This is a genomic window from Anaerosporomusa subterranea, from assembly GCF_001611555.1.
Taxonomy (GTDB): Bacteria; Bacillota; Negativicutes; order Sporomusales; family Acetonemataceae; genus Anaerosporomusa; species Anaerosporomusa subterranea.
In genome coordinates, this window is the sequence record NZ_LSGP01000017.1 from 558074 (window position 1) to 573901 (window position 15828).

Below are 15828 nucleotides of genomic sequence, written 5' to 3' on the forward strand. Positions count from 1 at the left end.
TTCGTACATATTAAACCGTTCCTAGGGCGGTCAGACGGGTCCAGATACTAGGCAGACTCGGAGACCCAGCCGCGCCGCGTACGCGGGGTACGCAAGCAATGGGTTTCCGGGGATAACAACGCAGATGGGCCCGTATCACCGCCCGATAAGATCCGCACGAGGTGATAAGAAATGCCCCAAACCCTTCGTTCACGCTTACTCCTGCTCATCATCTTCGTCGTCGCTGTACCGGTCCTTGTGACTGGTTATTTTCTCACCCTCACAGCCGAAAAAGCATTGCTGATGGAAAAAGAACGCAAGCTGTTCGGTGCGACTTCCATGCTCGACAAGGCGCTTGTCGGAAATTACCGCGACATTGTCGAGGAATTTGCTGTAGCTAATGCGCCAAAGTCGATACAGGTTGCCGTTCTTAGCCGTGAGCTCCGAAAAATCACCGACCAGGTAGCCGACTCCTATCCAGGTATCGGCGTTGGCTACTATTCGAAAGAACTAGATGCGATATTGACCTATGGCCCTAGCCATACGTATGGCGATACAGTGGGTATAGCGATTGGTGACAGTCATGGAGGCCGCATTGTAATGGAAACTGGAAAGCCTCACGTTCAAGAGGGTTCCCTCGTGCGTGGTATGATTATGAATGCCATGTTCCCAGTCATTAGAGAAGGCAAAGTTATTGGCTATATCTGGGCCAATGAAATGACAGCAGACATCGAACAACAGATCGGCGCCATGAAGAAAAAGATATTTTTTCTACTTATCGTCGGAATAATCATTGGGATTGCCGGCGTATTTCACGTGATCGACCGCATCGTAGCTGATGTTGACAAGATAAAAACCGGCTTACGGACCCTTCGCGGCAAATTTCCTGACACGCTGCCGCTAATGCCGGGCGAAATCGGCGAAATTGCATCAGCCATTAATGATTTGGTGAGCCATTTGGCGGAAAAGAAAAAGCTCCAAGAGCAAGTCCAACATGCCGAGCGACTGGCGGCAGCAGGCGAAATTGCAGCCAGTCTGGCGCACGAGATACGCAATCCTTTAATGGCGATTAAGGGCTTTGCCCAACTGCTTAACGAGACCCGCGATCAGGACGAAACCGCCGAATACACAGGCATCATTGTCAAGGAAACAGACCGAATGAACCGACTTATTGAGCAGCTACTTTGCTTAGCTCGCCCAGCTTCAGATCAGGGCTTGAAAGCACCGGTCGATGTAACTACTGTTCTCGATAATGCGCTATTGCTAATTGAGTCCCAAGCCAGACGGAATCAGATTGTCATCGATCGCTCCTACTGCACGATTCCGCCTGTCATCGCCGACAGTGAAAATCTCAAACAAGTTTTCCTCAATATTATGATTAATGCTCTCCAAGCCATGGAAGCAGGCGGTCGCTTGACGGTGGCGATCGACTATCAGCCAGAGGATAAAATGATCAACATCCGTATTGCGGACAGCGGAATGGGCATACAGCCAGAACTGATTGCGCATTTGTTTGATCCGTTTTTTACAACAAAAGAAAAGGGTACCGGTCTCGGTCTATCGGTGGCACAACACTTTGTCCAAAACTGGGGCGGTAAAATCAGTGTTGATTCGACAGTCGGCGTTGGCAGTACGTTTACGATCAGTTTGCCGGAATCAGGAGGTATAGTCCATGAAAGCGAAAATATTGGTAGTTGACGACGAACTTCATGTGAGGCGGTTGCTGCAGGAAGTTGCCCAAAAAGCCGGCTATGAAGTACTCACTGCCGAAAATGGCTTAGAGGCAGTCGAAAAATCACGTAGCCAGCACCCAACAGTCATTTTGATGGACATCCTCATGCCGGTAATGGATGGAATGGAAGCGTTCACTGCCATCCATGAGGAATTGCCTGACATCGCCATTATTCTGATGACTGCTCACTGCACAGTCGATACGGCGGTCGAGGCCATGCAAAAGGGCGCTTTTGACTATCTGGTAAAACCCTCAAACATCAGCGAGGTGCGGGTGGTGTTGGAGCGAGCCGTTGAAATGAAGCGGCTCAAAGACGAGGTCGCCGTTTTGCGACATTCGGTCGGCGAAAAGCGACAAGCCAGTCAAATTATCGGTTCCAGTCCTCCTATGCAGCAGGTATATAAAACGATCGGCCGGGTTGCTCAGGCCAGTGCCACCGTCTTGATCACCGGCGAAAGCGGCAGCGGCAAAGGCCTAATTGCCAGAACCATTCACCAAAACAGCCTGCGCAGCGAAAAACCTTTTGTCGAAGTCAATTGCGGCGCTCTGCCAGGCGGCTTAATGGAGAGCGAACTCTTCGGCTATGAATGCGGTGCTTTTACCGGCGCTACCGCTCGAAAGCTGGGCAGGTTCGATTTAGCCAACCAGGGAACCATTTTTTTGGATGAAGTCGGCGAGTTGACGCCTTCGCTGCAGGTCAAACTACTACGCGTGCTGGAAGTGAAGGAGTATGAGCGGGTTGGTGGTACGGAGACGCTAAAATCAGATGTCCGAATTATCGCTGCGACTAATCGTAACCTGGAGGCAATGATCGAGCACGGCCAGTTCCGCGAAGATCTTTATTACCGGCTTAAGGTTGTTCCCATAAGCGTACCGCCATTGCGGGAGCGGCGCGAGGACATCCCTGCCTTTATTGAGTTTTTTTTACGACGTTTCGCCGCTGAAATGCATCAGGACCCGCCCTGCATCACTCCGGCGGCTGTTGAGCGCCTCAAAGCCTATAACTGGCCAGGCAACGTCCGGGAACTTGCTAATGTAATCGAGCGTTCTGTCATCATGTCAGGCGGCGTTATCGGCGTTGATGACCTGCCAAGACTGAACGAAACTAAGAAATCACCAGTCGAGATTCCTTCCACCGGTACCTTGCGTGAGATATTGCGGTCAGTGGAAAAAGAAGTGATCAACCGCGCCCTCAAACAACACAACGGCAATAAAGTGAAAACCGCCCAGACCCTAGACATGAGCCGCCGGGCGCTGCTCTATAAGCTCGGTGACTACGGCCTGCTCAATCCCACTGAGCCTCTGTCCAATGACTAAAAAGTAGTCACCTGTGCAAAAAACTGCGCAATAACGGCGCGGATTTACCGCAGAGTACGCAGCGTATACAGAGGAAAGGTTGCGATAACCGCAGAGTACGCAGAGTTAGCGGAGGGTTCGCAGAGGGTTGCGAAGATAATAAAATCGCAAAAGTGGTTAAAGCGGATACGCGCAAAGGGTTATTATTTTTTTACGGTTCATAAGGCTGTTTTCCGTTCCCTCTGTGCCCCCTCAGCGTACTCTACGGTTAACCAACCTACCCTTCCAGCGGAGCTGGAAAATACAGACCAGTAGCCCTCATCGTACCCTCTGCGCACTCTGCGGTTAGCGTTTCTCAAATCCGCGGACTCCCGTTAACGTATCCCCTATTGTGGCCTTTCTTCTTGTTCTTGGCACGAAATTTGCATACTTGCTAGTACATATGTAATGAAAGGAATGGTGTTAGCTATGCGTGAAGTGGTAATTGCCAGTGCGGTCAGAACTGCCATCGGCAGTTTTAACGGTGGACTTGCTTCCCTATCGGCTACCGATTTAGGCGCTATCGTTATCAAGGAGGCGCTCGAGCGGGCAAAAGTCGACCCTGCAAAAGTCGACGAAGTCATTTTTGGCAACGTTTTACAAGCTGGTTTGGGCCAAAACCCGGCCAGACAAGCCTCGATTAAAGCCGGCTTGCCGGTTGAAGTACCCTCTTACACCATCAATAAGGTCTGTGGCTCCGGTCTGAAAACTGTCAATCTGGCGGCGCAAGCCATCCTCTGCGGCGATGCCGACATCGTTGTGGCTGGCGGCATGGAAAGCATGACCAATGCACCATATCTCTTAGATGCTAAAGCTAGATGGGGCTACCGGATGGGCAACTCTAAAGTTACGGATGTCATGATCCAAGACGGATTATGGTGCGCGTTCAATGACTATCACATGGGCATTACTGCTGAGAACGTGGCAGCAAAATTCGGCGTTACCCGCCAAGATCAAGACCAGCTGGCATATGAGTCACAGACGAAAGCGACGAAGGCTATTGCTGACGGATTGTTCAAAGATGAAATCGTCCCTGTTACCATTAAAGGCAGAAAAGGCGATATCGTTTTTGATACTGACGAATATCCCAAAGCGAATACCACTGTGGAAAGCGTCGGCGGCTTGAAACCTGCCTTCAAAAAGGACGGCACAGTCACTGCGGCTAACGCCTCAGGCATCAATGACGGCGCGGCAGCTCTGGTCATTATGAGCGCTGAAAAAGCCAGAGAACTCGGCATTAAGCCTCTAGCCAAGATTCGTTCTTATGGTTCCGGCGGCGTTGATCCCAGCATCATGGGCATGGGACCTGTGCCTGCAACCCGCAAAGCTCTTGCTAAAGCCGATCTCAGCATCAACGATCTCGATCTCATCGAAGCTAACGAAGCCTTCGCTGCCCAATTCCTCGCAGTCGGCAAAGAACTCGGCTTCCTGAAAGAACGCGTCAACACCCGCGGTGGCGCTATTGCCCTTGGCCATCCAATCGGCGCCAGCGGCGCACGCATCCTGGTTACGCTTTTACACAACATGATTCAAAACGATAAGAAACTTGGTCTAGCAACCCTCTGTATCGGCGGTGGTCAAGGCGTTGCCACCATTGTTGAACGCGGCTAAAGAGACTTTGACTGTCATAGAAACAATAAGTTTGCGAAGCGGACTGAGGAAATGAAGATCACACAGAGGACACAGAGGTAGAGACTTAAAGAAGTTCTGCCAGCTGGCTCGAAAGATATAGCCTCATTATATAGCTTTCTCTGTGTCCTCTTTATCACTCTGTGTCCTCTGTGGAATATGTCCCTTAGTTTCTAAGACTACTGTTTCTTACTTTTTCCTGTATCAAGGGGTAGCGCCCCCTTTACCACGAAGGAGGTATACACATGGCTAAAATTGTTACGAAAGAACAAGCTTTAGAAAAAATCAAAAATAACATGACCCTGATGATCGGCGGCTTCCTTGCCGTCGGCACGCCGGAAATTCTGGTAGACGGCATGGTTGAGAAAGGTGTTCGTGACCTGACTGTCATCGCCAACGATACCGGCTATCCTGATCACGGCATTGGTAAGCTGGTCGTTGCCAAGCAACTGAAAAAGGCTATTGTTTCCCACGTAGGCACCAATGCGGAGACTGGTCGGCAAATGAACGCTAAAGAACTCGAAGTCGAACTAGTTCCGCAAGGGACTCTGGCTGAGAGAATCCGCTCCGGCGGTGCTGGACTCGGTGGCGTGCTGACCCCGACCGGTATTGGCACCATCGTTGAAGAAGGCAAACAAAAAATTACCGTTGATGGCCGCGAATTTTTGCTCGAGAAGCCCTTGAAAGCTGATGTCGCCCTGCTGCGGGCTGATATTGCCGACAAGGCGGGCAACCTGCTCTACCGTAGGTCATCACGCAACTTCAACCCTCTCATGGCCATGGCGGCGGAGACCGTTATTGTCGTGGCTAATAAAATCGTTGAAATCGGCGAGATCGACCCGGATCAGGTTATGACCCCCGGCATTTTCGTCGATATGATTATTCAGGGTTAGGGGGAAGATGAGATGGATGTTAAAACTATTATCGCAACACGCGTTGCTCAAGAATTTAAAGACGGCGACGTAGTTAACCTCGGTATCGGCATTCCCACCATGGCAGCCGATTTCATTCCACCGTCTGTTCACATTATTCTCCAGTCAGAAAATGGTTTTGTCGGCCTCAAAGCGTTAGAAGGCGAAGTCGACCCTGACTGCGTCAACGCCGGCGGCAAACCCGTATCCATTCAGCCGGGCGGGGCCGTATTCGACAGCGCCATGTCATTCGCCATTATTCGCGGCGGCCACGTCGCAGCCACCGTGCTCGGTGCACTCGAAGTTGACCAGGAAGGTAACCTCGCCAACTGGGTGGTTCCCGGCAAAATGGTCCCCGGCATGGGAGGCGCTATGGATCTCGTCGTCGGCGCCAAGAAAGTCATCGTCGCCATGGAACACACAGCCAAAGGTGGGGTGCCGAAAATCCTTAAGAAATGCACACTGCCGCTAACCGCCAAAAACGAGGTAGACCTCATCATCACCAACCTCTGCGTCTTCGAAATGACCCAAAACGGTCTGGTGCTAACCGAACTCGCGCCAGAAGTAACTCTGGAGCAAGTCAGGGAAGCGACCGAAGCTGATTATAAGGTATCTGAGAATCTAAAAACCATGGCTCTGTAAGAGTCGGAGCTAAAGACCTCACCCGTTGAAAAACGGGTGAGGTCTTTTTAAGTTCACCGATGAACGAACAACGGGAGACGGAGGACAGTAGCAGACAGTAGCACAAACGACACAAGCGGCACGAGCGCCACTATGCGGGTACGGTTTTTTATAATGGCCACATTGTGGGCATAGTGATATCGATCATCGTTCTTGCTCCGTCGTCATAGTGGGGCTAGTGTGGTTAGTGGCGCTAGTGCTACCGTTCTCCATTCTTGTTCTGTTCTACCTGCCTATCCCCAGAAAGTACCAGTTAGGAAAAGCAGGAGTTCAGTTATTGTCGTCGAATTATGTTAACATGAAACATATGAGATACTACGATCGCTAGGTCCATCCCCAAGCCTCTCAGAGGTCAAAGGACGATCTGGCAGACCCCGTTACTATCCAATGTGCGTGTCTTTGCTCCCATTCCCCTCTAGAGAGGGGTGGCGCGTAGCGACGGGGGGGTGTCGTTCTCTAGTCCATATGTTTCACTGCGCTGTACGAGCCGGTCCAATCCTGACTTTTCCAGCAAATTACCGGAATTTGGACCATTGCATTCAACAGCGTAATAGAGTTAACATAACCTTGTGAAGCGACAAGGTGCACCGGCTACGCAGCCCGGACAGATGAACTAGCGCGGAGGAAACGTGGATACTCCTGCGGCGAAACATCCCGATGGAAAGTGAACGCCAGTGTCCGGCGAGCCCCCTGTCGCCCGCGCCATCAAATATATTTTATTCGCAGGAGGAATTCCAAATGAAAAAGAGTCTTCTAAGAGCAGCTATCACCACCGCTCTGACAGTGGCCTTCGCAGTTCCTGCTTTCGCAAACCCGTTCTCTGATGTTCCTAGCAATCACTGGGCATACAAAGCAGTAAACGACCTACAAAAAGCTGGCATCGTTGAAGGTTACAATGGTAAATTCGACGGCAGCAAAAACATGACCCGTTACGAAATGGCTCAAATTGTCGCTAAAGCGATGACTAAGGCACAAACTGATGATCAAAAAGGCACTGTGGACAAACTGTCCAAAGAGTTCGCAGTTGAACTGATGAACCTCGGCGTTAAAGTTGACGGCCTTGAGAAAAAAGTGGACAACATGGTTAAAGTCTCCGGTGACGCTCGCGTTCGTTACTTCGACACTGACAACAGCGACGCAAACGACGCTGGTAGCATCACTGACTATCGTGCCCGCGTTAGCTTCGACGGCAAAATCAACGACAACATGAAATTCAACGCTCGTCTGTCAAGCGGCAACGCTGATGCTGAAGGAGCTTCCAAAGGCATCAATCTTGACACCGCTAACGTAACTTTCAAAACTTACGCTCTGGAAAACACTGTTGGTCGCCAAGACATCAAATTGGGTTCCGGCTATATCATGGACGCTCAGATGAACGGTCTGGCTTCCAAAGTAGGCGGCCTGAAAGTTTTCGGCGGTAACGCAACTCAGAACTTCTCCACCACTAAAGATGCAAACCAAGTAGAAACCGTATACGGTGCTGAATACGCTATGAACCTTGGTGGTGCTAAAATCACTGCTGACTACCTGAACAATGCCGACACTGACGAAGAAATTTACGGTGCTAACATCTCTGGTAAAATCATGAACGGTGTAACTGCTACAGCTGAATACTTCAAGAACAACGACCTGGATGCTGACTCCAAAGCATATGGCGTGAAGCTCAACAAACTCGGCCTATCTGCTACCTACCGCGATGTTGAGGCTGGCGGTTTGACTGCATACTCGGCTCTTAACAACAACCACTTTAACGAAGCCATGAATGAAGGCGGCTTCAAAGGCATGGAATACCAACTCGACAGAGAACTCGCTAAAAACACAGTCCTGACTGTGAAACACCAAGACTTCGAAAAACAAGACGGCGCTGAACTCGCAGGTCGTACCAGCGCAGTTGTAAACGTCAAGTTCTAATCCAACTGACGAAACTCGAATAAGTTAAAGAAGCAGTCCCGCAGGGTTCGCCCTGCGGGACTGCTTCTTTTTGAGACTGAAGAGGAAAAACACGTTATTTTTGGCCGCGAAAACAAAAAGGCCGCTACGCGGCTACGGTTAAAGTGGGCACGAAAATAAAGGTAATATTATATATAGCGCACGTTGTGCGCTTGTGGCCAGAACCCTTTGCGCAGGCGCGAAGCGCCTTTCGCGTTTTTGCGGCCAATAAAAAACCTGAATAAGATTTTAACAAACTCCATAATATACCATGAAGGACTTTCCAATCCGTAAGCGAATATTTGCCATGGAAAGAAAGGATGAATTTCCATGCAATCTTCCGCAACGCCATGTACAGTTATTGGTATTGATCCCGGACGTGAGAAATGCGGCATTGCCGTAGTACATAAGCAAAAAGGGATACTTACGCTTGCTGTTGTTCCCACAACCAGCCTCGCCACCGCAGTAGGCGACCTCGCCGCCCGTTACCAAACCAGCACCATCATCCTCGGTAACGGCACCTCTCACCGCGAAGTTAAGGCCGCTCTCGAGATGGCGGCCAACTCCTATACCATCCACGTCATTGACGAAGCCCACACCACCGAGCAAGCCCGAGTCCGCTACTGGACCGAAAACCCGCCCCAGGGTCTGCGCCGCCTGATCCCCCTTGGTCTGCAAACCCCACCCGAACCCGTAGACGCCTACGTCGCCGCCATCCTAGCCGAACGTTGGCTAATGAGAAGATAAGTGCGTTAACCGCAGAGTACGCAGAGTGAGCAGAGGGCTCACAGAGGTTGCTGATTATCTTGAAAAGATATCCCTAAACCCTCTGCATACCCCCTGGTACTCTGCAGTTACCGACCTCTCCTTCCAGCGAAGCTGGCAAATAAAAACCAGTAGCCCTCCGCGTACCCTCAGCGTACTCTGCGTACTCTGCGTACTCTGCGGTTGCGTTCCCACACCATACACTCTGTGGTTCCCCTCTAAACCTCGTTCTTATCCCTAATCCCCATCGTTCTCCAAAAAAACTGAAAAACTTTAAAAATATCTAGCAGGAGTTTAGCACCTAGTATAGAATATCTATCCTTAGCAGAAAATATTTGGTACATAGACCAATATTTTCTCACTAACTTTGATCTATATCCGAAGAGCATTGCAAGGGGAGGAAGGAGGTGTACCTTAGGTCCCGACAGCAATTCTCGCAGTAGGATGTTAGATATGAGTACCTTGGCAAGGAAATACAGATTGAGGCAACATGGAAACTCAGCTTGTTGTTTCCTATCCTTAGGCGCTCATAGCAACCAAAAAACAAAAAAACCTAAGGAGGCAAACAAATGAAAAAGACTCTTATCGTTACTTTAGCTCTTGTCTTCGTGCTCGGCCTCGCCGGCACCGCATTTGCTAACCCGTACTCTGACGTTCCTGCAGGCCATTGGGCTTACAAAGCTGTAAATGACTTGACTAAAGTTGGTGTTGTTGAAGGTTACCAAGGTAAATACCGTGGCAACGACAACATGACTCGTTATGAAATGGCTGCTATCACTGCTCGTGCAATGGCTAAAGCTGACAAAGCTGACGCTGCTAGCAAAGCTACCATCGACAAATTGGCTGTTGAGTTCTCCAAAGAACTGAACGACCTCGGCGTTCGCGTAGCGAAACTCGAGAAAAACCAATCCAGCTTCAACTGGAAGGGCGACTATCGTATGCGTTGGATTGATGCTGATGCTGCTGATGGCGATACCAGCACTCAACATCGTCTGCGTTTGTCCGCCACTGCCAAAGTTAATGATGACGTGACTGCTTATGTCCGCATCATGGCTTTTGATCACAAAAACCTCGGCCAATACCAAACAGCTGAAGGCAAGGACATGGAAATTGTCGACATCAACGCAAACTGGAAAGGTCTGCTCGGTTCCGACTCTATGACTTTTGGTCGTTTCAGCCACAAAATGGGCCAACTCGGCTACTACCTGGATTCCACTGGTAAAATCGACGGCTTCAAAGGCACCTGGTCACTTGGCGACAAAACGAAACTCAACGTTGGTTTTGCTGATTTCGGCATCATTAACGCTCCAGCTGTTGGTCCTAGCGGCGCAGATAGCTTCGAAATTGGTTGGGCTGAAGTTAGTCATAACTTCTCCGACAAACTGAAAGTTAGCGCTCTCTATGTTAAACCTGCTAGCTATGATTACAAAGTCATCGGTGGCGGCTTTACTTACGCGTTTGACAAAGACTGGGCGCTTGCAGCAGACTTCCAACAAGAGAAAGCTGATGGCGTAAATCTCGACGATACCCATGCTCGTCTGTCCTACAAAGGAGCGAAGGCTTCTGAAGTTGGATCATGGGGCGCATTCTTCGAGTATGCTAAGTTCGAAGGTATCCAGCTTGAAACTGGTGCCTCCACTAACATCGGCGCAAACACCAAACAAATGACTGTTTCCTACAGCACCACTCTCGCGAAAAACGTAGTGTTTGACAGCTACTACTCCTTTGATCGCAAAGATGCCATCGGTGGAGCAGACAAAGCAGATAAAACCTACACTCGCGCACAAGTTAACTTCCTGTTCTAATTTCGAAACAGGTGAAACCCGCTGGCTCTGCCAGCGGGTTTTTTTGCTCGTACGCCCAGCATGGGCGTCATCTCTAGGGTGAAAGTCCCGAACGGGGGCTGGCAAGCGCCTACCGTTAGCCAAAAGTAAGGGTGTCCGCCACGAGGCGGAATCTGAAGGAAGCTGGAGGCAAACGCTCGACCCGAGGTACACGAACCAATTTGAGGCTGTTCAGTCGGACGAGTCTCCACGACAAGGCAAAGTCCCAGTCGCCAAGGCTGAAGCAGTAGACTTGGGCGGGTACATGAGCGGAAAGATGACGTTCTTATCTGGGAGACCTGTGGGAAACGCTAAGTAACTTGGCAACCGCCATCTTAAGATGGTGCTGAACCCGCAGGAGTCAGCCGAGGTCATAGTCTAAAAGAAGGACGGACGATCTATCCTACAGAAGCTTTATTGACAGCTAGGGAGAACGGTCTGACTGCTGACTCGATTGCCATGGCGCATCAAACGTGCTCTATCTATAATGACCGATTATGTGGAATATGCGGGGAAGTTGTTGACGAGGAAGCTCGTAATATGGTACGGAATGCAATTAAAGTGTATTTTGGATTTGCTGTGATAGTGACCCGAAGCAAGTCTCCTTTACCAATTAGTAAAGGAGTGTTATGATATAGTACATAACAGATCGATCACCAGTCTAAGCTTGTAGCCAGCAGAAAGGAATGTTAAACATTTCATGCGCAAACTTTATTGGAGCCTTAGCCCTGTATCGATCTTATTACTCGCTCTTCTGCTATCAGTTATCCCTCTAGGCCTATGGCTATCGCCTGACTGGGCTGCTGAAAATGGACCGATTGAATGGGCCCAAACGGCTATATTAGCTGTTGGCTGTGTGACTGCCATCGGTGCGAATTTCTATGGAGTCGGGACGATTGCTGCGAGGCGCTTATTCCTCTGCAGCGCCCCCTTCTGGCTGATTCTCATTGCTCGGGAGCTGAGCTGGGGCCGGGTATTCTACCCGAATGGCAAAGGTGGTTTTTTGCCTCTAAAGCAGTTGTGGTACGGATCGTATGTCTTCCCAGGCATCGCTATTGTATTAGCTCTTATTGTGGCATATATGATCAAAAATGATTTACATAAAGAGGTAGTGTATTGGATAAAAGACGCTAAACGCTCAGCCGTTGATGGGATCATCTTGGTGGTCGCGGCAGTTGGTGCAGATTTATCTGAGCATAGCCTAGCTGGTGTGATTGGCGCAGGCTGTATTGTTTGAAGAACTAGCAGAAACGGTGGTCTACTTTGCCTTGTTGAGCTTAACTGTGAATCTTGGTTTTTATGCTGAGTTTCAGCCACGTGTGAGAAACTCTTTGCACATAAAGAATGGTTTAAGGCGAAATACTTGATAGAACGAGCAATTCGAATATAGGTGAGGCCGCATGAATAACAAAGATAAATCATCAGTTCTCTTTATATCACTAAATCCACATCAAAGGAAGTATTTTCATCGACTAGGTGCATCGCTTAAAGACCAATATGACGTTCACTATATTCATTATGGCGTATCCGATCTTATCGGCGCGCTGAGAAAACCTGCGCTACCAGAGATCGTAGCCTTTACTCAGGGCGAATTAGCAGTCATGCTGCGATTTTTGCTGTTAAAGGCAAAAAACCGCAAGTTTACTGGATTTCGCGCCTGGATGCACTCACAAGCAGTTCTGGAGAGCCAAGCGCATTATGCTACTCTTTACTTCTATGAATACATTCGCCGGTATAATATTGAACTTGTTTGTGTGTGGAACGGTACGCTTATTCCCTTGGCATCCGCTGCCAGAGTGGCGCGAAAGCTGGGGAAGAAAACCGTGTTTTTCGAAAATGGTTATCTGCCGTCAACGACAACAGTCGATCCGCAGGGTGTCAACAACCAAAACAGCCTGGTTGGAAAGCCGCGCTCTTTTTACGATGCGATCGTCCCCGACAGAGAACTACTAGATAATTTGTATCAGGGGACAGCCTCCATCCGCGCCCTTAAAACCAAGTGGTATCAGCGCCTGATAAAGAAGAAGCCTGCCGGTCAGCCGGAGACTTTTTTAATGCCTGAACGATTCGTATTTTTGCCCTTCCAGGTACATGATGATACGCAAGTGTTGCTGCACTCGCCTAACATTAAAACAATGGAGACACTAGTTGATTTTGTTATCGACGCAGTAAAAAAGTACAATTTGGCACACAATGCAGATCTCTGGATTATCGCCAAAGAACACCCTTCTGATTTTGGGCGTGTGGACTACACTTCGGTACAAGAGAAATACCGGAATGAAAAGATTCTATTCTTGCGATACTATCCGACTCCCGAATTGATTAAAAGATCATGTGGAGTCATTACTCTCAATTCCTCGGTTGGCATAGAAGCGTTGGTTCAGCATATGCCGGTTATTACATTAGGCAATGCCTTCTATAATGTAGAAGGTCTGGTGTGCCATGTGACTGAACCGGAAAAACTGCATGACAGTCTTAGCTTCGTAGATAATGACCCAGACCATGGCTTGATTGATCAGTTTTTGTATTATTTGCGTTACTGTTATTTAGCTCAAGGCTCCTGGCGACAGCCTGATGAAGAACATTATCAGAGTGTTGCAAAGAAAATTGCCGAAGTGGTGCAGTAGTGGTGCGTTTACGTAAAGCCCACGAAGCGCACAAGCGTCGCAAAGCGGAGGTAGCATTATAAACCTTTCCGCGCTTCGAGCTATGTTTTCCGTTTCCAAAGACCGCGCTTAGCGGTCTTTCCTATTTCAACTGTATTATTACAATATGACTCCGGCAGGGAATCGGAGAAAAATGTCGAAATATTAAAGGTTGTTTTATAGAGGAAAATTAGTCATCTGTGAAGATGAGGGAATCCTGTGTATAAATGGTCGGGAGGTTATATATTGTTACGGATTTGCATGGTGCTGCACCACTGCGAGCCTCCTTATGGAGGGCCGGAAGTTCAGGCACTGCGACTGGCAGTGCGATTTATGAACAGTGGGCATCAGGTTCTGGTTATCGCTAAAGGCAGCGGCAACTATCCCACCTTTGAGAAACGAGATGGAGTCCCAATCTATCGCCTAAACCATCCAGGTTTGGCTTCGGTCGAACTACTTTACCGATTATATGCTTTGCGCGAAGCGTTTGATATCATTCATGTGCACAGTGCGGGGCGCTTAGCAGCCTCAGCTATTCGTTTTGCCCATGCGTTTGATAAAAAGGTTTTTGTTAAAGTGACGATGAATGGCGGAATTGTCAAAGCAGTAAAGCCTGGGCCTCTTAGCTTCGTTAAAAAGCTAAGCCAATTCCGTAACAGCAAGGTCGAACTGTTGAAACGCGCGGATTCGATGATTGCCATTACTCAAGATATTGTGGAAGATCTACGGAAGCATGGTTTTCCAGAAGAAAAAATTGCCTATATACCTAATGGCGTTGACACCAGTCTGTTTTATCCCCCTTCCGATGAGGAAAAGCGGTCACTCCGTGCGCGTTTGAACTTATCGCAAGACAAAACGCTATTTATTTTCACCGGAAAAATTACCAGGCGCAAGGGGATCGATGTACTGCTTACCGCATGGCTGCAGACATCAGAAACACGTCAGCAGGCGGTATTAGTCATCATTGGCAGTGGTGTTGGACAAAAGGATAGTCTTGAGCAATATGCACACACTTTTATCGTAGAAAATGATCTTAAAGAATCCATACTGATGATCGGCGCTGTGGACAATGTAGAGGAGTTCCTTAAAGCAGCGGATGTATTTGTTTTTCCTTCGCGTTGGGAAGGACTGCCTAACTCTCTATTGGAAGCAATGGCCGCTTCTTTATTTTGCATTGCGTCGAACATTGAGGGTGTGAACGAATTAATTATCCCAGAGAAAACTGGAGTATTGACTCCGGTTGGCGATGCTGCCGCTTTGGCGCAGGCGCTGGATGAAGCTCGAAAGTGCCGTAACCTGTCGCTAGCTGTAGAAGCTGCCGTAGTTATTCAACGGGAGTTTAGTATTGAAGCAACGGCCCAGAAACTGGAGCAGTTATTTATACGGAAATAAGCCTAGAAATCCTCTGCGAACCCTCTGCGATCTCTGCGTATTCTGCGGTTAGAGCATCGTAGGTTCTAGAATTATAATAAATTTCATGGAGGTAATCCTCGTGCGAAGTGAAAAAGCCATTAATATCTGTGTCGTTGGTACCGGTTATGTTGGGTTAACAACCGGAGTTTGCCTTGCGGCCACCGGTCATCATGTGACCTGTATTGATACCGATGAGCGAAAGATTGCCATGCTCCGGCAGGGAAAAACCCCAATTTATGAACCAGGTATTGAAGACTTGCTAAAAACGAGTGCTGCCCGCATCGAATTTTCTACAACCCATACAGCTTGCCGTGATGCAGATGTTATTATCTTAGCTGTTGGGACTCCATCGACCATAACCGGCGAAGCCGATCTCTCTTATGTTGAAGCAGCAGCCACTGATGTTGCGAAAAATTTATCAGATACAAAACTGCAGGTAATTGTTAATAAATCGACTGTTCCCATCGGTACCGGTCAGCGGGTAAAAATGATTATCAATCGTGTATTGACGGCAATGGGAGAAGAAGCGCATTTTGCAGTGGCGTCCAATCCTGAATTTTTGCGTGAAGGGGTCGCCGTTCATGATACTCTCTATCCGGACCGCATTGTCATCGGGGCGGAATCAGTTGAGGCCATTAACTCGTTGCGGATGATGTATGCGCCGCTACTTGAACAGACCTTTACAGCTCCGCAGTGCTGTCCGCGCCCAGAGGGCTTTTCACTGCCCGCCCTAGTGACGACTGATTTAACCAGTGCAGAGATGATAAAATATGCCGCCAATGCGTTTTTGGCCACCAAGATTAGTTTCATTAACGAGATTGGTGGACTGTGCGAGAAGGTTGGGGCGGACGTGACCGAAGTGGCGCGTGGTATCGGCCTTGATAAGCGTATTGGCAGCCGTTTCCTGCAGGCTGGCGTGGGCTGGGGGGGGGAGCTGCTTTGGCAAAGACACGCTGGCACTTGTTGCTACTGGTAAAGAATATGCA

The 15828-nt window shown here is 49.0% G+C and carries 12 protein-coding genes; all 12 read left to right on the plus strand.

Annotated features, from left to right (window positions below; translation table 11 throughout):
* The first annotated feature begins 171 nt into the window (after positions 1-171).
* The 12 genes from AXX12_RS10065 (at position 172) to AXX12_RS19830 (ending at position 15818) form a co-directional block, all read left to right on the plus strand.
* Complete coding sequence (locus tag AXX12_RS10065) at positions 172-1677, plus strand: ATP-binding protein (protein WP_066241780.1); 1506 nt, start codon at positions 172-174, stop codon at positions 1675-1677.
* Complete coding sequence (locus tag AXX12_RS10070) at positions 1652-3028, plus strand: sigma-54-dependent transcriptional regulator (protein ID WP_066241783.1); 1377 nt, start codon at positions 1652-1654, stop codon at positions 3026-3028. Before AXX12_RS10065 ends, AXX12_RS10070 begins: the two co-directional genes overlap by 26 nt.
* A 447-nt stretch (positions 3029-3475) precedes the next feature.
* On the plus strand, positions 3476-4657 hold the full coding sequence (locus tag AXX12_RS10075; protein ID WP_066241784.1) for an acetyl-CoA C-acetyltransferase: 1182 nt from the start codon (positions 3476-3478) through the stop codon (positions 4655-4657).
* Between the two features lie 263 nt (positions 4658-4920).
* Positions 4921-5568: a CoA transferase subunit A gene (locus tag AXX12_RS10080; RefSeq protein WP_066241787.1), complete on the plus strand. Its 648-nt coding sequence runs from the start codon at positions 4921-4923 to the stop codon at positions 5566-5568.
* Positions 5569-5580: 12 nt separating this feature from the next.
* Positions 5581-6228, plus strand: coding sequence for a 3-oxoacid CoA-transferase subunit B (locus tag AXX12_RS10085; protein ID WP_066241790.1), 648 nt, complete (start codon positions 5581-5583; stop codon positions 6226-6228).
* A 777-nt stretch (positions 6229-7005) separates the two neighbouring features.
* A complete protein-coding gene (locus tag AXX12_RS10090) occupies positions 7006-8178 on the plus strand; it encodes an S-layer homology domain-containing protein (protein ID WP_066241793.1) in 1173 nt (390 codons plus the stop codon).
* A gap of 348 nt (positions 8179-8526) precedes the next feature.
* Positions 8527-8943 carry a RuvC family protein gene (locus AXX12_RS10100; RefSeq protein WP_066241800.1) on the plus strand — a complete coding sequence of 139 codons (417 nt, stop codon included), beginning with the start codon at positions 8527-8529 and terminating at the stop codon, positions 8941-8943.
* A gap of 587 nt (positions 8944-9530) precedes the next feature.
* Positions 9531-10766, plus strand: coding sequence for an S-layer homology domain-containing protein (locus AXX12_RS10105; RefSeq protein ID WP_066241805.1), 1236 nt, complete (start codon positions 9531-9533; stop codon positions 10764-10766).
* A 718-nt stretch (positions 10767-11484) separates the two neighbouring features.
* A complete protein-coding gene (locus tag AXX12_RS10110) occupies positions 11485-12021 on the plus strand; it encodes a hypothetical protein (RefSeq protein ID WP_066241809.1) in 537 nt (178 codons plus the stop codon).
* Positions 12022-12184: 163 nt separating this feature from the next.
* Positions 12185-13411, plus strand: a complete 1227-nt coding sequence (locus AXX12_RS10115) for a capsular polysaccharide export protein, LipB/KpsS family (protein WP_066241811.1) — start codon at positions 12185-12187, stop codon at positions 13409-13411.
* A gap of 264 nt (positions 13412-13675) precedes the next feature.
* Complete coding sequence (locus AXX12_RS10120; RefSeq protein WP_066241813.1) at positions 13676-14821, plus strand: glycosyltransferase family 4 protein; 1146 nt, start codon at positions 13676-13678, stop codon at positions 14819-14821.
* A 100-nt stretch (positions 14822-14921) separates the two neighbouring features.
* Positions 14922-15818 (plus strand): UDP-glucose dehydrogenase family protein, encoded by an 897-nt coding sequence (locus AXX12_RS19830; protein ID WP_231881859.1) that lies wholly within the window; start codon positions 14922-14924, stop codon positions 15816-15818.
* Positions 15819-15828: the final 10 nt, after the last annotated feature.